Annotated in this window: 19 protein-coding genes and 1 tRNA gene; 4 read left to right on the top strand and 16 right to left on the bottom strand. The window is 66.7% G+C overall.

Annotation, left to right across the window (positions count from 1 at the left end; genetic code table 11):
• Nucleotides 1–356: 356 nt before the first annotated feature.
• Nucleotides 357–1,043: a response regulator transcription factor gene (locus ACXYN8_RS11980; protein ID WP_458889692.1), complete on the top strand. Its 687-nt coding sequence runs from the start codon at nucleotides 357–359 to the stop codon at nucleotides 1,041–1,043.
• A 23-nt stretch (nucleotides 1,044–1,066) separates the two neighbouring features.
• On the top strand, nucleotides 1,067–2,413 hold the full coding sequence (locus ACXYN8_RS11975; RefSeq protein ID WP_458889691.1) for a sensor histidine kinase: 1,347 nt from the start codon (nucleotides 1,067–1,069) through the stop codon (nucleotides 2,411–2,413).
• A gap of 30 nt (nucleotides 2,414–2,443) precedes the next feature.
• Here ACXYN8_RS11975 and ACXYN8_RS11970 read toward each other — a convergent pair whose 3' ends face one another.
• The 9 genes from ACXYN8_RS11970 to ACXYN8_RS11930 all read right to left on the bottom strand — a co-directional run bounded on the left by ACXYN8_RS11970 (nucleotide 2,444) and on the right by ACXYN8_RS11930 (nucleotide 11,507).
• Nucleotides 2,444–2,956 (bottom strand): GNAT family N-acetyltransferase, encoded by a 513-nt coding sequence (locus ACXYN8_RS11970; protein WP_458889690.1) that lies wholly within the window; start codon nucleotides 2,954–2,956, stop codon nucleotides 2,444–2,446.
• 41 nt (nucleotides 2,957–2,997) lie between these two features.
• Nucleotides 2,998–4,236: a mechanosensitive ion channel gene (locus ACXYN8_RS11965; RefSeq protein WP_458889689.1), complete on the bottom strand. Its 1,239-nt coding sequence runs from the start codon at nucleotides 4,234–4,236 to the stop codon at nucleotides 2,998–3,000.
• Between the two features lie 93 nt (nucleotides 4,237–4,329).
• Complete coding sequence (locus tag ACXYN8_RS11960; protein WP_458889688.1) at nucleotides 4,330–5,250, bottom strand: RDD family protein; 921 nt, start codon at nucleotides 5,248–5,250, stop codon at nucleotides 4,330–4,332.
• Nucleotides 5,247–6,275, bottom strand: coding sequence for a stage II sporulation protein M (locus ACXYN8_RS11955; RefSeq protein ID WP_458889928.1), 1,029 nt, complete (start codon nucleotides 6,273–6,275; stop codon nucleotides 5,247–5,249). Before ACXYN8_RS11955 ends, ACXYN8_RS11960 begins: the two co-directional genes overlap by 4 nt.
• 5 nt (nucleotides 6,276–6,280) lie before the next feature.
• A complete protein-coding gene (locus ACXYN8_RS11950) occupies nucleotides 6,281–7,612 on the bottom strand; it encodes a DUF58 domain-containing protein (protein ID WP_458889687.1) in 1,332 nt (443 codons plus the stop codon).
• Between the two features lie 15 nt (nucleotides 7,613–7,627).
• A complete protein-coding gene (locus tag ACXYN8_RS11945; protein WP_458889686.1) occupies nucleotides 7,628–8,590 on the bottom strand; it encodes an AAA family ATPase in 963 nt (320 codons plus the stop codon).
• A complete protein-coding gene (locus tag ACXYN8_RS11940) occupies nucleotides 8,587–9,879 on the bottom strand; it encodes a DUF4350 domain-containing protein (protein ID WP_458889684.1) in 1,293 nt (430 codons plus the stop codon). Before ACXYN8_RS11940 ends, ACXYN8_RS11945 begins: the two co-directional genes overlap by 4 nt.
• Nucleotides 9,876–10,547 carry a hypothetical protein gene (locus ACXYN8_RS11935; RefSeq protein WP_458889683.1) on the bottom strand — a complete coding sequence of 224 codons (672 nt, stop codon included), beginning with the start codon at nucleotides 10,545–10,547 and terminating at the stop codon, nucleotides 9,876–9,878. The genes ACXYN8_RS11940 and ACXYN8_RS11935 overlap by 4 nt, the downstream gene beginning before the upstream one ends.
• A 51-nt stretch (nucleotides 10,548–10,598) precedes the next feature.
• A complete protein-coding gene (locus ACXYN8_RS11930) occupies nucleotides 10,599–11,507 on the bottom strand; it encodes a prephenate dehydratase (RefSeq protein WP_458889682.1) in 909 nt (302 codons plus the stop codon).
• Between the two features lie 151 nt (nucleotides 11,508–11,658).
• On the opposite strand from ACXYN8_RS11930, the gene ACXYN8_RS11925 reads away from it, so the two are divergent.
• Nucleotides 11,659–12,342, top strand: a complete 684-nt coding sequence (locus ACXYN8_RS11925; protein ID WP_458889681.1) for a c-type cytochrome — start codon at nucleotides 11,659–11,661, stop codon at nucleotides 12,340–12,342.
• A 21-nt stretch (nucleotides 12,343–12,363) separates the two neighbouring features.
• On the opposite strand, the gene ACXYN8_RS11920 is transcribed toward ACXYN8_RS11925, so the two are convergent.
• Both ACXYN8_RS11920 and ACXYN8_RS11915 read right to left on the bottom strand, forming a co-directional pair.
• Complete coding sequence (locus ACXYN8_RS11920; protein WP_458889680.1) at nucleotides 12,364–13,032, bottom strand: RlmE family RNA methyltransferase; 669 nt, start codon at nucleotides 13,030–13,032, stop codon at nucleotides 12,364–12,366.
• The gene (locus ACXYN8_RS11915) at nucleotides 13,029–14,201 is read right to left on the bottom strand and encodes a Ppx/GppA phosphatase family protein (protein ID WP_458889679.1); all 1,173 of its coding nucleotides are present in this window, start codon (nucleotides 14,199–14,201) and stop codon (nucleotides 13,029–13,031) included. The genes ACXYN8_RS11920 and ACXYN8_RS11915 overlap by 4 nt, the downstream gene beginning before the upstream one ends.
• 183 nt (nucleotides 14,202–14,384) lie before the next feature.
• On the opposite strand from ACXYN8_RS11915, the gene ACXYN8_RS11910 reads away from it, so the two are divergent.
• Nucleotides 14,385–14,458 (top strand) — tRNA-Gln (locus ACXYN8_RS11910).
• A 22-nt stretch (nucleotides 14,459–14,480) separates the two neighbouring features.
• Here ACXYN8_RS11910 and virB11 read toward each other — a convergent pair.
• The 5 genes from virB11 to ACXYN8_RS11885 are packed head-to-tail and all read right to left on the bottom strand — an operon-like array spanning nucleotide 14,481 to nucleotide 21,019.
• Entirely contained in the window at nucleotides 14,481–15,485 is a 1,005-nt protein-coding gene (virB11, locus tag ACXYN8_RS11905; protein WP_458889678.1) for a P-type DNA transfer ATPase VirB11, read from the bottom strand.
• Nucleotides 15,486–15,489: 4 nt separating this feature from the next.
• Nucleotides 15,490–16,623, bottom strand: coding sequence for a TrbI/VirB10 family protein (locus ACXYN8_RS11900; protein ID WP_458889677.1), 1,134 nt, complete (start codon nucleotides 16,621–16,623; stop codon nucleotides 15,490–15,492).
• Between the two features lie 3 nt (nucleotides 16,624–16,626).
• Nucleotides 16,627–17,409, bottom strand: a complete 783-nt coding sequence (locus ACXYN8_RS11895) for a TrbG/VirB9 family P-type conjugative transfer protein (protein WP_458889676.1) — start codon at nucleotides 17,407–17,409, stop codon at nucleotides 16,627–16,629.
• Entirely contained in the window at nucleotides 17,406–18,599 is a 1,194-nt protein-coding gene (locus tag ACXYN8_RS11890) for a TrbL/VirB6 family protein (RefSeq protein WP_458889675.1), read from the bottom strand. The genes ACXYN8_RS11895 and ACXYN8_RS11890 overlap by 4 nt, the downstream gene beginning before the upstream one ends.
• Nucleotides 18,596–21,019 (bottom strand): VirB4 family type IV secretion/conjugal transfer ATPase, encoded by a 2,424-nt coding sequence (locus tag ACXYN8_RS11885; RefSeq protein WP_458889674.1) that lies wholly within the window; start codon nucleotides 21,017–21,019, stop codon nucleotides 18,596–18,598. The genes ACXYN8_RS11890 and ACXYN8_RS11885 overlap by 4 nt, the downstream gene beginning before the upstream one ends.
• Nucleotides 21,020–21,025: the final 6 nt, after the last annotated feature.

Raw genomic sequence — 21,025 nt, 5'->3', positions numbered from 1 at the left:
CATCAAGAGTCAGTAGGCCTGTAAGCTAACTTTTGGCATTGCGGCAATGCGAGGTGACGGAGGGGTCTGATCACTTTCGCAGACGGTCGAAAGGCCGACCATACGGGGGCAGGACCGGCAACGGTCCACTTCGCGACACCGATCGCGAACGATGGTCGGACATCGGCAATCGCCGCACAGACGGCATACTCGCGGAGACGGTTCGGCGATTGGGGTGCCGAATCGTCTCCGCGAAATTCTCATCCGCTTCCGCCACAACCGCCCGCGCCGCACTTGCGCCTGCGCCGCTTGGCTGGCAAACGCCCGCCCACAAAAGAAAATCAGGGTCGCTGAACTCCATCTAACGGGATCGGCGCGTGGCAGGTTTATCCATCCTCTATGTGGAGGATGACCCCAGGACTGCAGAGCAGGTTCGCGAGCTGGCAAGCCGCGAAGGCGACACGCTGGTGTGGGAAAGCACCGGCAGTGGCGGGCTTCTGCGCGCCGGCATGGGGGGTGTCGATGTCATCATACTCGACCGGATGCTGGACGATCTCGACGGGCTGACCGTGCTCCGCCGCCTGCGCGAAAGCGGGGTCGGAACGCCGGTGCTCATGCTGTCGGCGCTGGGCCGCACCTCCGACCGGGCCGAGGGGCTGGACGCGGGCGCCGACGATTACCTCGCCAAGCCGTTCGAGGCGCCCGAACTGCTCGCCCGCATTCGCGCGCTGCATCGCCGGTCTTCCGGAAAGGCACATGACGCGGTGATCATCCACGGCGCGTTCGAATGCCATGTGAAGGCACGCACCGCGTTCCGCGACAACACGCACATTCCGCTCAGCCCCAAGGAATTCGAGCTGTTCCGCTATTTCATCGAGAACGCGGGCGAAGTCGTGACGCGCGACATGCTGCTGAAGGACGTGTGGAAGATGAATTTCGATCCGCAGACCAACGTGGTCGACGTCAATATCGGCCGCCTCCGCCGCAAGCTGGAAAAGGACTTCGATACGCCCGCACTGGAGACGATCTGGGGCATCGGCTACCGGATGCTCGATGGCCGGTAGGTGAGAAAAGGGCTGCCGCAGCGATGACCCATTTCCCGATCAATCGATCGATCATCACCCGGCTGGTCGTCTGGGTCGTGATTATCGCCGTCGTGGTGATCCAGCTGCTGTGGTTCCTGACCGATACCTCGATCCGCCGCGCCAGCGACGAAGCGATCGCTTCGGCCGTGGATGCCGACCTCGCGATTCTCATGACCGCTTACGACGAGGATGGCGTCGATGCTTTGGCGGGCCTCGTCGAAGAACGGCTGTCCCGTCCCACGGGAATGGCCGGCCAGGCGCATTACCTCCTCGTGCGCGAAGGCGAGGATGTGCTCGCCGGCGACATCGCGCAATGGCCGCAACTCGATACCAGCGGTACGACAAGAACGCCCGACGGCACGCGGCTGTATGCGCGCGTCGCCCGACCGGAAGAGAAACTGCGGCTGGTTGTCGCTAGGGAGCTGACCGGGGGCGAGGCACTGCTGTCGCAGGCGGCCGTGGCTTTCTTCCTGGGCGGGGCGGCGATCATCATCCTTGTCGGCCTGTCCGGGCTGGTGACGGCCCAGCGGCTGGCCCGCCGGATCGACCGCATCAACGATGCCTTTCGCGGCCCGGACCCCAAGATGCTCGCGGCGCTGGCACAGGATCCCGGCGCGAATGACGAGATCGGCGAACTGACCCAGCACAGCGCCGCATCCATTACGCGCATCAATCGCCTCCTGACCGAGCAGCGCGAGCTTTCCGACCGCGTCGCGCACGAGATGCGTACGCCGCTGGTCCATCTCGACAACCGGCTGGTCAAGGCCGTGCGCGCGGCAGAGGATCCGGAGAAGGCCGCCGACCTGCGCGGCGCGCGCGCCGATCTGAAAGAGGTGGTCGACCTGCTGGAATCCGTCCTCGACATTTCAGCCAACGAGGCGCGCCGCGGCGATCTTAGCGGGCTGGAGGAGGTCGATCTCACCACGCTAGTGACGCGGATCTGCGAGATGTATTTCGAAAGCGTGGAGGAGGCGGGGCTCACGTTGCGGCACGACATCGCGCCGGACGTCAGGTTGCCGGGGGAGGAGATGCAGCTGGCGCGGGTCTTCACCAACCTGCTCGACAACGCGATGAAATACGTGCCCGAAGGGGGCACCATCACTGTCCGGCTGGAGCGCGGTCCCGTGCTTCACGTCGCAGACGATGGCCCCGGTATTCCCGAAAGCGCGCGCGCCACGATCTTCGAGCGGTTCCGCCGCGGAGCGATGAAGTTCAATGCCAGTCGCGGCGCGGGTCTCGGCCTCGCGCTCGCCCGCTCCATCGCGGAGCGTCACGGCCTCACCCTCACGCTGGAGCCGAGCCAGAAGGGCGCACATTTCCGCATGGGGACGCCACGCGACGGGGTGTGAGGCCGAAGCCGGTACGTAACCGGTACGTGGCTACAGGCGCAGTTCGTAGAGAAATTCGTCGTCGCGGTGGTTGCCGACCCAGAAGTCGATGTCGGCAATCTTGGCGAACCCGTAGCGCTGGTAGAACCGCTGCGCGCCCGTGTTCTCGGCCCAGACCGAAAGCTGGATCGCATCGCAACCGCGGGCGCGCGCTTCGCCAATCGCCCATTCCATCAGCGCGGCGCCGATGCCTTGTCCGGTCGCGTCGGGCTGCGTGTAGAGCTGGCCGAGGGCGATCGGATCGCGCGCGTCCGAATACTCGCTGTAGCTGCTCGGGTAGCGCATCTTGCAATAGCCCAGCAGGCGCCGATCGTCCTGTGCCAGCTGGTGAATGATTTGCGGACTGGCGATCTCGTCGCGGACCACCTGCGCGGAATACGCCGTGCTGATGAACAGATCGAGGTCTTCGGCCGTGTAGAGATGTCCGAACGCACCGCAGAAACTCTCGCGCCCGAGGTCGGAGAGGGCGGCTACGTCGTCCAAAGAAGCGGGGCGCAGGATCATGACCCCGCGCCCCTACTTTCATTCGGCGATGCTGTGAAGCTTTACGCGCCCGGCGGCAGCGGCTTGTCTGACGTGCCGGGGACAGTACCGGTGGTGGTGGTGGTCGAACCCGGCGTCTTTGCCGCGCGGTCCCACTCTTCCAGCTTGCGGCCGGCCCATTCGCGCCCGCCAAGGCCGAAAGCCAGCGCGCCCGCGACGGCGATGCCGATCACGATGGCGCTGAACGCGGTTTCGGTGATGATGTCGCCGACGCCGGTGTAGCTGAGGCCCATGAAAGTGAAGATCACGATCGTCGCCCAGCGCACGATGGTCGCCGCGGTCGATTGCCCGTCCGCACCACCGATCAGCTTGGCCAGCAGATTGGCGATGAGGAAGCCGAAGCCGATGACCGCCGCACCGAACACCACGCGGCCGCCCAGAGCGAGAACCTCGTTCAGGATATTGGTGAGTTCGGGGAAGCCCAGCATCCGCGTCGCCGCAATGGCAAAGAACAGGATGATGGCGACCTGCACGATGCGCGCAATCACGCTCGACGCCGTGGTGCCTTCCGACAGCAGGCCCGTTTCGGCGAGCGAGCGATCCACACCGAAGCCGGTCATGACTTCCTTCAGGATGCTCACGACGAAACGGCTGATCACGTAGCCGATGCCGAGCAGGATAGCGGCCGCGATAATCCGCGGAATGGCCGCAAGGATCAGGCGCAGCATGTCGCTGGCCGGTTCGGAAATCGATTCGATGCTCAGCACGTTCAGCGCCGCGATGGCGACCGGGATGGCAATCAGGATGTAGACCACCGTGCCGATGGTCTTGCTGATCGTGCGGTTGCCGGTGACGGTTTCCACGCCGCCGCGGTTGGCCCATTTGTCCAGGTCGACGGTCTGCATCGCCGTGACGGCGATGTCGCGCACGATGCCGGCGATCATCAGCCCGACGAACAGCAGGATACCGGCACCGATCAGGTTGGGCACGAACTCCACGGTCGATTCCAACAGGCTGTTGATCGGCCCGCTGACGGCATTGAGTTCGAGCACTTGCAGAATGGCAAGAAGGCCGAACAGCCAGATGAACAGGGACACGATCTTGCCAAGCGATTCCCCGATGCTGGTGCCGGCGCCGGTGTGCCGCTGGAGCAGCGGAACTGCGTCGACGATCTTGGCGAATGCCCATTTGGCCGCCTTGGCCAGTGCCCATGTGACGATCAGTATACCGATCGCCATCAGTGCCTTTTCGAGCAGCACCATGGCGAGGTCCTGATCGAAGCGGTAATTGCCCATTTGCATGTCGACTAGCTCCCCTGCTTTCGTTGACTTGCAGGCGTTCTAACACATTGCAGGGCAAAGACGAAATGCGCCCCCGATGTTTGTTGCCGCCGGTCAGCGGGTGGAGGAGTATTTGTCCGCCTTGCGCCTGCCGAAGCGCATGTCGCCTTCCAGCTTCGCGCGAAGCTGCGCGTAGAAGGCTTCGAGGAAGGCGCGTTCATCGCCTGCGCCGGGATGCCAGCCGATCTTGCGGCAGATCGTTTCCTGCACCTGCGCGATTGCTTCGGGTCGGTCTTCGCGCAGGACCTGTTCGAGCACCTTGAGCTCGTACTCGCCGTAGACCGACAGTTCGGCTTCCCCGAAATCGTAAGTCGCCCCGCTCAGGCGAGAACGGCCGCGCGCCCCTTCGCCAACCGCCAGCACCTCGCCCAGCCGCGTCTTCTGCGCTTCCACCACCCAGGTGCCCGCAATCACGTCGCCTGCGCGCAAATTGTCCCGGTTGAAGAAGGGGAAGCCCATGAACAGCGCGAACCACGCGGCGGCGGCGATGCCGGTCCAGCCGCCGTCCTCCATCCCGAATATGAACACCAGCGGCAGGAATATCTCGATGTCGCGTAGCAGGTTGCGCGCGATGACTGCTTCCGCCGTCAGCCGCCCGCCGTCGCGCGAGGCGATGCGGATGCCGGACATTCGCTTGCCCGGCGTCGCGCCGCGCGGGCCAAGCTCGAAATAGAGGAAGTATCCGTTGCGCAGGAAGAACACGAACAGGATGAAGATGACGAGGATGAACTCGAGTGCGCCGGGGACTTCACCATCATTGCCCTCGATCTGTCCGATCAGGTTGATCCCGAGCAGGCCGAGAACGAGGCTCACTACCAGCATCGCGGTCGCAATGACGATGAAGTCGATGATCAGCGCCCCGACCCGCGCGCCCTTGGTGGCGACGGTCAGCGGCAGGGCCAGCCCCTCCGGCGTCACCAGCATCCGCTCGCGCTTGGCGCGCTCGGCGTCGAGAATGGCGGCGGGCGAGGTCATGCCCCTGCCTCGCCCCGCTGGCGGCCGGGCAGCAGGAAGTAGCACAACCACGCAACCAGCATGAAAACGCCGACGGTCGCGCGGGAGCCCGGATCGCCGACAAGCTGCCGGACATAACCTTCGAGGATCGCGGCAACGATGAGCATGATGACCGCGCCGACCATGACCTGAGCCGCGCGCCGCCCGCTTTCCGCTGCCGCCGTCAGGATTGAGCGCTGGCCCGGAAAAGCCATGTTTCGCCCGATGTGCAGCCCTGCGGCGCCCGCCAGCAGGATCGCGAACAGTTCCGTCGTGCCGTGGACGCTCAGCCAGGCGAGGAATTCGGGCAGTGCGCCCGCCTCCGCATAAAGCCATAGCATGGCGCCCAGCATCACGGTGTTCTGCACCAGCAGCATCAGCGTCGGGATGCCGAAGGCGAAGCCCAGCGCAAAGGCGAGGATGCAGACCTGCGCGTTGTTGTTGAACAGATAGGCCGCGAAAGCGGACAGCCCGCCGCCGTGATCCTGCGAACCCAGCGGGCCGAGCAATTCCGCGCGCGTCGCACCGGGCACACGCTCTCCCGCCAGTTCGGCGGGGACGAAGGCGAAATACCAGTCGGGATTGGCATCGACCAGCAGCCAGCCGACCGCCGTGCTTGCCACCATCACCGCCAGCGCAATCCAGATGTCACGCGCGATGTCGCGCACGCTGGCGCTCCACCCGCCGAACAGGAACCCGCGCAGCCAGCCGCTGAGCGAGGTGCGCGGGCCGTAGACCTGGAACCACGCGCGGCGCACCAGCCCGTCGAGATAGGTCAGCGCCGAGGCATCGAGCGAGGTCTCCCGCGCGACCGAAAGGCTCGAGGCAGCCATGCGGTAGAGCGCGGGCAAGGCCATCAGGTCTTCGTCGGAGACCCGGCGCAGGCGTCCCTTCTCCATCGCGGTGACGATCTGCTCCAGCCGCTGCCATTCGTCTTCCCGCTCCAGCCGGAACCGGTCGGAACGCAGGACCGCCTGCTCCAGCGCGTCGCCCGATACTGTCGCCATATCGCTCATCCGATCGTGCCCCCGCGCTTGATGTCGAGATAGCGGTCGATCAGGCGGTAGGAGATCGCCTCCCACGGCGCTTCGATCACGTCGACACCCATGTGGCGCAGCCGCTCCAGCACCAGCGCCCGCTCTCGCGCGAGCGTATCGGCGGTGACGGCCATCGCCAGCGTGTCCATGTCCTTCGGCTCCTCGCCGACAAGCTCTTCCAGTTCTTCGTCCTGCATGGTGACGAACAGGACGAGGTGGTGCTTGCTCAGTCGCCCGATGCTTTCGACCATCATCTGCGCGCTGGTGAGGTCGGTGAAGTCGGAGAACAGCACCACCAGCGAACGACGCTTGAGCCTCGCGGCCAGCGTCGCCAGTGCAAGGGTGAAGTTCGGCTCCTCGCTGCGATAGTCCAGCCCCGCGGCGGATTTCTGCAGGCGGTGGAAAGCGCGCGCTTCGTTGTAGAACGGCGTTGCCACCTGCGGCCGCGCGGCGAAGCCGAACAGCGCCACGCGGTCGCCGCCCTTGAGTGCGATGTAGGACGACGTCAGCGCCGCCGTAACCGCCCGGTCGAGCCGGGCGACGCCTTCGATCGGTTCGCACATGGCCTGCCCGCAATCGAAGGCGAAGACGATCTGGTTGTCGCGCTCGCTTTCATATTCGCGCGCCTGCAGATGCATGTGCCGCGCGCTGCGTTTCCAGTCGATCCGGCGGCGGTCCATGCCGGGTTCGTATTCGGTCATGGCTTCGAATTGCGTGCCCGCGCCGCGGATACGCCGCGCGACCATGCCGAACTGCGCATCGCGAAAGAAGGCCTGCAATTGCGGCGACCGGATCGGGCCGAGCGCGGGGCGAACCGCCAAGCTTGTATCGAGTGCGCGCTGGGCTTGCCGTGCGCCGAGGCCCAGCGGACCTGTCCAGCGCAGCCACAGTGTCTCGATCGGAGCCTCGCCGCGACGTTCTGGCCGAAGATTCGCCGTCGCCATCCAGCTGCCGTCGGGCGTGGACGACAGCGGTGCTTCCGCCCGCCCGCCCCCGCCCAGGCGCGGATCGAATGACAGCGCGGCTTCCGCCGTCCCGATCTGCGCGCCGGGCGCAAAGTCTGCCAGCATGGTCAGCTCCGCATCCTCGCCCACCTCGACCAGCGGCGGGGCCAGCAGTCGCGCATCGGCCAGTTGCCCCGCCAGCACCGCATCGGCCAGCGACAGTACCAGTAACACCAGCGCCGCCAGCGGCACGGCTAACCACAGCGAAGGCAGCAGGGCGCCGACCACCAGCGCGACCAGCGCCAGCGCGGCGAGCAGCCTTGCGGTCAGCACGGTGGGCACGATGGGGATGCGGCGGAACATGATTCAGACGGCGCCCTAGCGCGGAGCCTCCGTCTGTTCGACGAGGTCGGCGACCAGCGTCTCCACCTCGCGTCCCTCGATCTCGGCCGAGGGAGAGAGCGTCAGGCGGTGACGCAGCACCGACGTCGCCAGCCCCTTGATGTCGTCGGGGATCACGTAATCGCGCCCGTCGAGCGCGGCGCGCGCGCGCCCTGCATTGGCAAGCAGCACGGCCGCACGCGGGCTGGCGCCGGTGGACAGTTCCGCCGTCTCGCGCGTGGCGCGCACCAGTCGCACGACGTATTCGACGACTTCCTTCGCCAGCGTGACCGATTTGACGGCCTCCGCAGCGGCCTGCGCCTGTGCTGCGCCGACCACCGATGCGACTCCGAAATCCTCGGGCCGGGCGGGGCCGGTGTGCTCGCCGAAGCGGGTCACGATCGCGGCTTCTTCTTCCAGCGATGGGTAAGGGACCAGCAGCTTGAACAGGAAGCGGTCGAGTTGCGCTTCGGGCAGTGGGTAGACGCCCTGGCTCTCGATCGGGTTCTGCGTCGCCACGACCATGAACTGGTCGGCCAGCGCGTGGGTTTCGCCGTCCAGCGTCACGCGGCGTTCCTGCATCGCTTCGAGCAGGGCGGCCTGCGTCTTGGGCGGGGTGCGGTTGATCTCGTCCGCCACCAGCAGCTCGGTGAAGATGGGGCCGCGCGTCAGAGTGAACTGGCTCGTCTGGAAGTTGAACAGGTTGGAGCCGAGAATGTCACCCGGCAGCAGGTCCGGCGTGAACTGGATGCGCCCGAAGTCGAGCCCGATGACGCGCGCGAAGCATTGCGCCATGAAGGTCTTGGCCGTCCCCGGAGGCCCTTCGAGCAGCACGTGTCCCTGCGCCAGCAGCGCAATCAGCAGGTGATCGACCATCTCGTGCTGGCCCACCACCGCCTTGCCGATTTCCGCCCGCACGGCCTCGGCCAGCGCATTCACATCCGTCAGGTTCATACTCATCGTGTCTTTATCGTCCTTTCGAGCGATTTGAGCGCGCGGGCGGCGCGCAGCAAGTCGTTGGGTCCGCGTGCGCCCCGCATATCGGCAGCGAGGCTGGAAAAGCTGGGTTCGTCCGGCTGGCGGCGGTTCAGCGTCTCGTCGATTGCCGATTCCACCTCGCCCGGCTCGCCGCGCTCGCGCAGGCCGAGGCGCTTCGCGATGCGATAGCGCATCAGCCGGGCGTAGGGATCGGCGAGCAGGTGCGGGCGGCGCGCGCGCTGGATCAGCGCGGCGCTGTTGGCGACCAGCTGCCGCTTGCCGAAGGCGATCGCCCGAGCTTCTGCCAGCGGCGGACCGAACCGATTGAAAGCGCGCCAGCCCACGACGATCCCGGCCAGGATCAGGCATAGCGTCGCGGCAAGAAAGGGCGGGGTAAAGGCCAGCGTCAGCAGGTTCTGCGTCCCGCCAAGGCCGTTCAGCGTGGTGTCGAAAACGATCGGCAGATCGTAGCCGTCGAGCGCGACGAGCACCAATGCCCGTCCCGCCTCACCATTGCTGCGCTGACTGAAGCCGTAGTTGTTGAGCAGGTCGGGTTCCGCCACAACGACAATGGGCCACTGGTCATCGTCGCGATCGTCGTAAACGGCGCTTCGCCCTGCCGATTGCGCGAGGTCGGGATAGCTGCCGTCGTCGAGATAGCCCGCGAGCATCTGACCGTGGTCGTCACGGACGAGCGCGACAAGGTCGTTGCCGGAGATCGACTGCACGGCGTTTGGCGCCACGGGCCGTCCGGAATAACCAAGGCCCGACCAGCTCGTGCCGTCCTTGTCGAGACGGATTTCGCCATCGGGCAGCGCGTCGAGCTGGCTCAGCCAGCCGGGCGATTGCGACCCGGCCAGGATGACCCAGCCGTCCTCCGCCTCGTTCGACACGCCGGGCGGCACGCGCATTGCGCGCCATTTCGGCAGCACCAGCATGGTCGGACCGACATAGCGCCGGTCCTCGATGATGGTCTGGATATCTTCCGCCTCCGCGGCGAGCGGGGGTGTCAGGACAAGCAGCGATTCGTCATCGTGTGACGCGGCATCGCGGCTGATGTCGACGTCCTGCCCGCTCGCCTCCAGCAATTCGACCAGCGCCGCATAGCCGGTCAGCCCCTTGCCGAGTGCGTGTGCGCCGCCGTCGTTTGCGTCGCGATTGGGCTCCCCCATGCCAAGCAGATAGAGGAGCGCGACGAACACCGCGCCGCCGAATACAATCAGCGCGATGGCGCTGCGACGGCTGAAGGGGCTCGCGGTGCGTGCGCTCATGCGGCCACCGCGCTGCTGCGAAAATCGGTCAGAGCGAAGTCGGCATAGGCCCCGCGCGCGGCGACCCAGTCTTCCTCGACCAGTGGGCGCAGCGCGAAGAGGCTGCGCTCGACCCGGGTGGAGATGGCGCCGAAGGCCTGCTTGGCGCGGTCGGACAGCGCGGGGATGCGCCCGATCTCTCGCGCGGTGCTGGACGGTTCGAGCCAGTCGGGCCTCGCGCTGGCGATGTGCTCCACACTACGGCGGAGCAGCAGGTGGGTCGCCTCATCATAGCGGCCCTCGGCAGCAAGACGATCGGCTTCCTCCAGCAGGGCGGCGGCATCGGTGCGGTCAGGCACCCAGTCCGCTTCTTCCTCAACCCCGCCGGTACGCTTCGCTTCCAATCCCATGAGCGGGGCCAGAATGCGCCAGGCGAGAAGGAGAACGCCCGCGACGGCCAGACCCAGCAATATCCATTTCACGACGAACCAGCTGCTTCCGAAAAGCTGAGCGACCGGTTCGAAAATCCGGGCAAGAAAACGTCCGATGCTCACAAGCCAATCAGGCGGCGGATCGGGTTGCGGCATTTCAATAGGAGAGAACTGGATATCGCCATCGGCGCGGATCTCGCGCCAATGGTCTTGCGAACCCGCGATGCGCTCCCCCGACTGCCCCGTTCCCGTCGTCACGATGTTCGTGGTGGCACGGCGGGGGCGAGCGTTCAAGCGCGCCGCGCGCGGTCAGCCCCGTTTGCGTGCCGAAGCGTAACTGCCGAGCGGCTGGAAAGCCTTGGCGTGGAACTGCAATTCCTCCAGCGCACGGTCCACCGCCGGATTGCCGGGGGCGCCGATGATGTCAGCGTAGAACATGGTCGCGGCAAAGCTCGCGCCCGACTGGTAACTTTCCAGCTTGGTCATGTTGACGCCATTGGTCGCGAAGCAGCCGAGCACCTTGTAGAGCGCGGCGGGCACGTTCTTCACCTCGAAGGTGAAGGTGGTGATCGCTTCCTGCCCTGCCAGCGTCGCGGGATCGAGCGCCTCCCGCGCCAGCACCACGAAACGCGTGGTGTTGTCGGCGGCATCCTCCACATTGTTCTCGATGATCTCGAGGCCGTACAACTCGGCCGCCATGGCGGGTGCGATGGCGGCGATGCCGGTCTCGCCCCGCTCCGCGATATAGGCGGCGCTTGCGGCGGTATCGGCGTGGCTCATCGGGACGATGCCACGTTCCCGCAAATAATTGCGCGACTGGCCGAGCGCCTGCGGATGGCTGTAAGCCGCGGCAATTTTGCCGAATTCGCCGCCCGGCCCGCGCAGGCCCATCAGCGCGTGGCGGATCGGCATGAAGTATTCGCCGACGATCGACAGACCGCTTTCGGGCAGCAGGAAGTGGATGTCGGCCACCCGGCCATGCTGCGAATTCTCGATCGGAATGATCGCGCAGCCGGCCTCGCCGCGCTTCACCGTGTCGAGCGCATCCGCGAAGTCGAAGCACGGCAAAGGCAGTGCTTCCGGTGCGAAACCGCGCGCGGCGGAGTGGGAATTCGCGCCCGCCGCGCCCTGAAAGGCGATGGCGCGTTCCGGCGCGGCGCTGGCACTGGCGCGCATCTGGTCGACCAGTTGGCGGGCGGGGGCGGGGAAACTGTCCATGACTGCGCGTGCGCGTAGCCAGCAGGTGCGCGTCGGGCAAGCGCGGTTGTCGCTTTAGCTGCAAAGCAGGTCTTGCGCGCGCCAAGCCGCGACACTAGAGCGGCGCGCAATCGCCACATTTGTGCCAACGCTACTGCGGAACGATATTTCGATGAACGATCGCACCAACACGATTTTCGGCTGGATTCTTGGTTCGGGCATCGTCGTGCTCGGCCTCGCGAGCCTGTCGAGCCGGCTGTACCATTCCGAATCGCCGGAAGAGCCGGGCTATTTCATCGACGCTCCCGAAGAAGCTGCGGGTGCCGATTCCGGCCCGCCGCTGGCACAGTTGCTGGCAGAAGGCGACGCCGCCGCGGGCGAACAGGTCTTCGCCAAGTGCGTGTCCTGCCACACCATCAATTCCGGCGGCCAGAACGGCATCGGCCCGAACTTGTTCGGCGTGCTGGGCAAGCCGATCGGCAAGCACGCTGCCGGTTTCGCCTACTCCGATGCCCTGTCCGGCCACGGCGGCGACTGGAGCTACGAGAATATGGACGCCTGGCTGAAGAGCCCGCGTGCCTTCGCCAACGGCACCAAGATGAGCTTCGCGGGTCTCGGCAAGGCGGAAGACCGTGCCAACGTGATCCTGTACCTTCGCGAAAATGGCGGCGGCCCGGCCCTGCCGGCATTCGTGCCGGGTGCCGAAGGCGGCGATGAAGCGGGTGCGGAAGGCGAAGCGGCCGAGGGTGCGGAAGACGCCACCACCGCGCCGGGCGCAACCGCTGGCGTGGTCGGCGATGCAACGCCGGAAGCTGCCGGTGCCGTCGCTTCGGAAGTCCCGGTTCCCGCCCAGTAAGGCTTTCAGCCGCAAGGGTGTCTAGCTGGCGTCCTTGAACCCCTGCGCGATCACGTACCATTCCGACGAGCCCTTCCGGCTCGCAGGCGGTTTGGCGTGTTTGACCGTCTTGAAGTGCTGCTTCAGCAGCGTGAGCAGCTGCTGGTCGGTTCCGCCGGCAAGCACCTTCGCAACGAAATCCCCGCCGGGCGCAAGATTCTGGATCGCGAAGTCTGCGGCCAGTTCGACCAGGCCCATCGTCCGCAGGTGATCGGTCTGCTTATGGCCGACCGTGTTGGCCGCCATGTCCGAGATGACCAGATCGGGCGTCGCTCCGCCCAGCGCCTCGTCCAGCGCGACCAGCGCCTCGTCCGAGGTGAAGTCCATCTCCAGCAGCACCGCGCCCTCGATCGGCTCGGTCGGTAGCAGGTCGATGCCGACCACATGGGCGCGCGGCTGCTGCTTGCGGACCACCTGTGTCCAGCCGCCCGGCGCGACGCCCAGATCGACCACGGCACGCTTGCCGCGCAGCAGGCTGAACTTCTCGTCCAGCTCGATAAGCTTGTAGGCGGCGCGGCTGCGGTACCCATCGGCCTTGGCCTGCCGAACGTAAGGATCGTTCAGCTGCCGCTCCAGCCAGCGGGTCGACGAGGCAGTCCGTTTGCGCGCGGTCTTGACCCGCTTGCTGGTGTCCTTCGCCCCGCGGCTCATCCTTCGTCTCCGCGGTCGGCGATCAGGCTGGCGCGGTTCTCGCTGCCTTCCAGATCCGTGCTGATGAGATTGCGCAATATGCCCTCGCGAATGCCGCGGTCCGCGATGCCAAGGCGTGCCGCGGGCCAGATGTCGAGAATGGTGTCGAGTATGGCACAGCCCGCGACCACCAGCTCGGCCCGGTCGCGGCCGATGATCGGCAGTGCGGAACGATCCTTGTAAGACAGGGTGGAAAGCTGTTCGGTCACCTTGCGAATGCCGTCGGTCGGCACGATCAGCCCATCGACCGCGCGCCGGTCGTAGCGCGTCAGGCCGAGATGTACGCTGGCCAGCGTCGTCACCGTGCCGCTGGTCCCGAGCAGGCGCTGGTCTGGCGAATGAAAGGGGGCGATGCGTTCGGCAAACTCGGCGAAGCTGTCGCTCACCAGCTTGCGCATCTTGTCGTAACGCGCGGTGCGCTGGCGGGCGGTGGTCTCGTCCCGGCCGCAGGTGTCGGTCAGCGAGACCACGCCCCAGGGCACGCTCTGCCAGTCGACGATGCGCGGGATCGGTCCGCCCGATTCGATCAGCACCAGTTCGGTAGAGCCGCCGCCGATGTCGAAGATGATTGCCGGGCCGACCCCGTCCTCAAGCAGGATGTGACACCCGAGCACGGCCAGCCGCGCTTCTTCCTGCGCGCTGATCACGTCGAGCGCGATGCCGGTTTCCTGGCGCACCCGCTCGATAAAGGCATCGCCATTGCTGGCCCGGCGGCAAGCCTCCGTCGCCACCGACCGGGCAAGGTGCACGCCGCGCTTGCGCAGCTTTTCCGCGCAGATCCGCAGCGCCTCGACCGCGCGGTTCATTGCCGCATCGCTCAACCGCCCGGTGGTGGCGAGCCCTTCGCCAAGCCGGACCACGCGGCTGAAAGCATCGATCACCACGAAGTCGTCGCGCGTCGGGCGCGCGATCAGCAGACGACAGTTGTTGGTGCCGAGGTCGATCGCAGCATAGGACTGGCGAAAGTTGCGGTGCGGGGGGCGACGCCACTGGCCGGCACCCACTGGAGGTGCCTGGTTTTCGTCTGTCGTCCCGGAGCCATCGAGGCCTGCGGAGCCCGCATCGTGCGGGGCAAACCGCGAATTGCGCCCATTCTCCCGGCGCGGCTCCGGCGGAGAATGATCCGCCATCGTATTTCCAGCTTTCTTATGTTCTTTCCGTCGGACCGTAACGATCCGACACCTGGCGCCGATGCTAGCGATGAGTTGCATTGGCGGCAAGGGCAGCCCTTGACCGCCCCCTGCCGCCCGCCTAGATGGCCTGCCTCTGCGCTGCGGGGCGAATCACTTCGCCTGCATTCGCGCGACCCGGATTGCCCCGTCGTCTAATGGTAAGACTACGGACTCTGACTCCGTCAATTGAGGTTCGAATCCTCACGGGGCATCCAGCTTTTTCAGACAATTAACGGTTCAGACCAGCGTCGCACTCTCGGCGATCTGGGTGATGCCGCGCTTGCCATCGGCACGGCCGAGCTGGACGACGATGTCGATCACCGATGCGGCGTAGGTGATCGTGTCCGAGTGGCTGAGGCCGATGCCGGTCTGCATCACCATCAGCGCCAGCTGGTCGAGCGCGCCGCGCGGGCTGTTGGCATGAACGGTGGAGAAGGAGCCGGGGTGTCCGGTGTTGATCGCGCGCAGGAAGGACACGCTTTCCGCCCCGCGCAATTCGCCCAGCACCACGCGATCGGGCCGCAGCCGCAGCGCGGCCTGAAGCAGTTCGTTGGCGGTGACCTTGGCTTCCCCAAGCTCGCCCTTTACCGCGACGAGACCAACGCCGTTGTCGCCCGGCAACCTGAGTTCGGGCGTATCCTCGACCAGCACGACGCGCTCCTGCGCGGGGATTTCGCCCAGCATGGCGTTGAGGAAGGTCGTCTTGCCGGTGGAGGTACCGCCGGAAATGAGGATCGTCTTTCGTGCAGCGATGGCAGCACGAAGGAAAGCCACGGGCTCTGCCTGCGCGTCCGGCATGGCGTGTGTGCGTGCCGCGACCAGAGGGCCGGTATCGTAGGCATCGAGCGGCAGGTCGAGGCGGCGGTGGCGACGGATGGCCATTGCCCAGTGCCGCCGCGTCGCGGGGGGACCACAGAATTGCACGCGCGCGCCGTCGGGCAGGGTTGCGCCGAGCAGCGGGTGCTCGCGATTGATCCCTTGGTGGCTGACCCGCGCGACCTGTTCGGCCAGGCGCTGAACCAGCCGGTCGTCGATTTCGGGCGCGGCGACGCGCTGCATTCCGGGCACGCCCGAATCCTCGATCCACACCTCGCCCGGTGCGTTGACAAGGATTTCCGTCACCGTGTCCCGCGCCAGCCACGCAGCGAAAGGGGCGAGATAGGCGTCGAGATAGACGCTGCCGCTCTGCAGCACGGGCTGCGGGTCTTCCACGGCGCTCAGGGGTACGACCTCGGCGCTCATCGGATCAGAGCCGTGGGGCTTGGCTGAAGTCGAGATCGCGCGCGGTAAACACGCGGATCGGCTCGCCCTGGCTGACGCGCACGGTCGGGCCGATGTTGCTGCCTTGGTTGATGGCCGCCGCGGCAGCTCCGCCACCGCCGCCCAGAACAACCGAGCTGCCACCGCTCGCCACGGTGGAAAGACCGCCGATGACGCTCAGCAACATGGCCGAGCCGAAGCGCTTGAAGAAGTGGTTGTCGACCTTGCCTGGCAAACCGGTGTTTCCGGCGAAGTCGGTGGCGGGCGATTGCAGCGCCACCGAAACGCCGTCGGGCCGGATCAGCCGTGTCCAGATCACGTAAGCACGTTTCTGCCCGTTCTGCAGCCCGCTCTGGTACTGCCCGATGAGGCGCGAGGAACGCGGGACGAGGATGCGCCGCCCGTCGTAGCTGCGCACGTCCTGGCTGACGATGGCGCGGGTGAAGCCGGGCACGTCGGTGTCGATCGCCGTTTCCAGCACCGCGGGGATCAACGTTCCCTGCGTCACGGTGGTGGCGGGATCGAAGTTGCGCGCGGCAGCAGCGGCTGCGCCACCCACGCCGCCAACGCGGCTGGCGAAGTCGCTGGCCGAGCCGGTGCCTGCGCCAGCGTCTCCTGCCGGGGCGGACACCGCGCCCGATCCCATAGCCTGCGGCAGCGCACCTGCGTCGAATACGACGGTGGGCGAGGAATAGGGATTGGAGACAGGACCCATCGCGACTTGCGGCGGGGCGGCGAGCACCGGCGATGGCGCGGGATCGCGGCGGGGCGATGTCACGGGGGCGGAACTGGCATTTCGCTGGACACCAGGATCGGGGACGCCGTTCTGGCCAGGATTTGCTGCCGGACCCGCAGGCTGCGGCTGGGCGGCGGCCTGCTGCTGTTGATCGGCGGGCGAAGTGCGCGCGGCGTTCATGCCCCACAGCGTCGCTGCGCCGAGAAGTGCGACCACCGCGATCCCGCCGACGAGGCCGAGCGCGTCGGACTTGCCCTTGCGCTGGGAGACGACGGGATAGGATGCCCGGCTGGCGAAATCGATGATTTCCGCCCCGCCGTCCTCGCGCGGATCGACGTCGTTTGCGACATCGTGCTTCGCGGCGAAATTGCCTGCCAGTGCCATGACTTATTCCCCCCTGTGCGCGAGCGAAGGCTCGGCAGACTGGCGGGCTTCGCGGACCGGCCTCTGGTTAATCAGCGTTGCGAGGTTCTTGCCCGAACGCAGCACGATTTCGCGTGGCACCCCGTCGACCACGATGGTCTCGCCGCGCACGGCGTAATTGACCGGCCCCTCCGTCCCCTCGTGATCCTTGATCAGGATGGCAGGCACCGGCGTTCCGGCGGGCCAGGACAGGAATGTCGCTTCGCCATCGTCGTAAGTGCGTGCGGGCAGCAGCTTGCGGTCGCCCTTGCTGGCCCAGGCGAAGTTGAGTTCGGCGGGATCGGTCACGGCGTAGGGATCGGCCGCGGCCTGCAGTTCCGCCGCATTGGGCGCTTCCGCGAGTTGAGGTGCGGCTTCGTCCTCCGGCACTTCGGGATAGGTGAAGCGCAGGACGTAGAGCGGGCTCGCCTTGGGGCTGGCGACCAGATCGAACAGATAGGTGTGGCGGTTGGTGATGACCGTCATGTTGGTCGCCGCGCGCGCTCCCAGCGGTTTGACGAACAGCAGGTTCGCGCGCTTGTTCGGCGTGACCTGCCAGCTGGTCGAATCACCAATCGCGACATTCTCGATCTGCTCGTCATTGCCGAACTGGATCGTCGCCTGCACATTGGTGCGCCCCTCGATTGTGACGACCGAATCGGCATCGTAGAGCCGCTCGACGAGGCGAGGGTCCTCGGCATGGGCCGGGGCGGTCATGGCGCCGGCCAGAAGGATTGCCAGCAGCGGCGCGGGCAGGTGGCGGGTCATCGCAATTTCTCCGTGGTGCGAATGGGGGCGGCGCGGAAGCGGCTGCCGATGCCGCGAGCGCGCGAGGTGGCGGCGGAGCGGGTGGCGGCGGACTGCCGCTCCCCGGTCGAAATCACGGTGGTGCGGCTGTGCGAGGCGTGACTGCCTCCGCCGCTCGGGTCGTTGGCGGCCGCGGGGGCGCTCACGCCGGAAAGCGTAATGCGCCGCTGCGGAGCGAGGCTCGGCTGCTCGGTGACGGTGGACGCAGGTGCGACAGATGCCGGGGCATTGGTTGCGATTTGCGGCGCAGCGGCGGGCCGATCCATCCGTTCGCCGCGCGCGAGGCCGAAGACGCTCCATCCCGCGACCATCGTCCCGGCGGTGCGCATCACCATCACCATCAGCGCGATATGGACCGCGCCGATGATGAAGAAAGCCATGGCCGCGCGCGCGTCGATCTCGCCGGGCACGGTGACCAGTCCGCCGATCACCGGCACCGCAAGTTCGAGCATGAGCGAGCCGCCCAGCACGGCGAACAGCGGCGCGACGGCCAGTAGCACGAGCCCCTTGACCCAGCCAGCGAACAGGCCGCGCGTCCCGCCGAACAGCGCCAGCACCACGAACACGGGGCCGACCGCGATCAGCACTGCGAGGGCAATGCGCGTCGCCACCAGCACGCCGACCGTGCCGAGCAGCAGCATCATCGCGCCGAGCCACATCAGGCCTTCGGGGGAAAAGGCGCTGGCCGCCGCCTCGCCGTCGGGGGCGCCGTTGGAGCCGGCTTCCGCCGCCTGCGCGACGGCGCCGAACACGACGTCGATCTTCTGCGCGAAGGTGTCGGTGGCCGAGCCGCTGACGCCCGTCAGCACGCCCGCGATCTGGTCCGGCGCGCCGACCGCGAGGTTCCACACCACGCTCTGGTAGGCGACCCAGCTGGTCGCGAAGGTCAGCACGAGGCCCAGCGTCATCATGCGCGGCGTGAGCGCCCCGATGCCGAGGCTGGAGCGGCCGGTTATCAGCGAGAATGCGAAGAACGCGACGTATAGCGTCAGCAGAATGGTCAGCGCGGGAAGCAGTGCGCCTTCGCTGCCGAACAGCCGCCCGAAGGCCGCCTGCGCCATGCCGTTGGCGACGCAGTCCACGCCCTGAAGCGAGGATGCGACGCCGTTGCCGACGGCCCCGACGGCCTGCTGGCAGGCAGCGGCGTTCACTCGGCTGCTTCCGGCATCGCAAAGCGCTCGTCATTGTCGGTCGCTTCGCCGGGCCAGGCATGGCCGGTCAGCGCGGGATACCACTTGGCCGGATCGTCGCCGACGGCTGCGCGGATATTGTCCAGGCGACGCACCGCGCTCTCGCGGCCCGACAGGATCGTCAGGACTTCGGGTGCGTTCGACAGGTCGAGCCGGACGACGACGCTCGCGTCGGGCTGGCGGATCAGGAAACAGCGGCTGTGCGCGGGCAGGCTGCGGATCAGCGCCAGCTCGTGTCCCGTCAGGCCGAAGCCGTCGCAGTAATCCTCCGCCCGTGCGCGGGCATTGGGCATGAAGATCATCGTCGCGGTCTGTTCCACCAACGCGGTCGATATGCGGCTGTCCAGCGCGTCGCGCGCGCTCTGCGTGGCGAAGCCGACCAGGGCGTTGCGTTTCCGCAGCGTCTTGAGCCAATCGCGAATGCGCGCCGCGAACACCTCGTCGTCGAGCGCCTTCCAGCCTTCGTCGATCAGGATCATGGTCGGCTGCCCGTCCAGCCGCTCGTCGATGCGGTGGAACAGATACATCATCACCGGCGTACGCAGGCGCGGATTTTCGAGCAGCGCGGTCATGTCGAAGCCGAGCACGCGGGTGGAAAGGTCGAGGCGATCGTCCGCATTGTCGAACAGCCAGCCGTGCTCGCCATCTTCGATCCACGAGGTCAGCCGGTCGGCAAGGTCGCCTGGCTGCGGACGCCGCGCACCCGACAGCAGTTCGCGGAAATGCCGCAGTCGCCGCAGCGAGGCATCGTTGGCGTAGGCGGCGTCGACCGCGGCGCTGATCGTTGCCAGCTCTTCCGGTCCCTCCGCCTTCAGCAGTACGCCCAGCCAGTCGCGCAGGAAGGCGCGGTTCGCCGGATTGTCGGGCAGGGCCAGCGGATTGAAGCCCGATGGCGCGCCGGTGTGGATGCGGTCGTAGTTTCCGCCGATGCCGCGGATGAACAGTTCCGCCCCGCGGTCCTTGTCGAACAGGATCGTGCGCGGGGAAAACTTCTGCGCCTGCGCGGCAAGGAAGTTCATCACCACGGTCTTGCCGCTGCCGGATGGCCCGATGACGGAAAAGTTGCCGAGGTCGCCATTATGGAAGTTGAAAAAGAACGGCGTCGCGCTGGTCGTCTCCAGCAGCGCCACCGCTTCGCCCCAGTGATTGCCTTCCGCCTGTCCGAGCGCGAAGCCGTGCAGCGAACCAAAGCCCGCCATATTCGCAGTGGAGATCATCGCACGGCGGGCGAGGAAATGCTCGTTGCCGGGGAACTGGCCCCAGAACGCCGGCTCCAGATTGGTATCCTCGCGCACCGCGATGGCGCCGGTGTCCGACAGGGCGGCTGCGCAACTTGCTGCAAGATCGTCGAGAGCGTTAAGCGACTGCGCGCGCACCAGCACGGTCAGGTGGTGATCGCCAAAGCCGCTCGAGCCGGCACCCAGCGCATCGCGGGCGGCGATCATGTCGCCACGTTCGGCCATCGCTTCCTCGTCGGCGGACTTGAGGCGGCGGATGGCAAGGTCGATCCGTTCGCGCGCGGTCTGGCGGTCGGCGGGGGCGAAGCTTTCGCTTACCACCATTTCGCACGGCATCCGCAGCATCGCGTCGAGCAGGCCGGGGCTGGTCGCTTCGGGATAATCCTTGAGGCTGAGGATGGCGGCGAAGTCTGCGCCCTGCGCCCCGCGCAACTCCATCGCGTCGAGACCGAAACTGGCACGGCGATAGGGCAGCATCTGGCCGATGTCGGTGTCGTCTGCCGGACGGCGGACGGGGCGCATTTCGCCATTGTAGAGCGCGCTCAGCAATTCGAGCAGTTCGTTATTGGTGCCGCCACGCGCGCCTTCGTAATCGCCAAGCACCCGGGCGCCATATTCGGTCAGCGAGGCGGCCATCGCTTGTGCTGCGGCGCGCAGGGCCTTCAGATCTTTCGGATCGGCTTCCACCTGCGGGCGGCCCTTGTTCTTCCAGCGGCGCGACATCTTGTCGGCCCAGCCCGCCTTGCCGCGCGCCGGGCGGCGCACCAGCGTGACGAACTGGTCGTTGAGATAAAGCGTGTCGCGCGACAGCTTTTCCTGCCAGCGCGCGTCGATATGCGCGGCGAGCGGGTCGGCGAATTCCGCTTCCAGTTCTACCGACACGCGGCGACGGATGACGTGGTGGTACATCACGAAGCGCGCATCGAGGGTGGAGCGCAGCATCACCTCACGCGTCGCGGCGTGAGCATTCAGCGCTTCGCTGTCCTCGGTCTCGAACAGCAGGCCGGGCACTTGCAACGCGGTCATCAGCGAGCCGTCGCGCAGCAGGATCGTGCCGGCATCGACCAGCCGGGCATAGGGCAGCCGGTCGCCGACGCGGGCTTCCTTCGCGTTCCATGCAGCAGCACCGAACCATTTGGTCATATCGCA

The sequence above is a fragment of the Altererythrobacter sp. CAU 1778 genome (assembly GCF_054482795.1).
The sequence above is the reverse complement of the archived record's forward strand: the minus strand, read 5'-3'. Positions and strand labels throughout refer to the sequence as shown.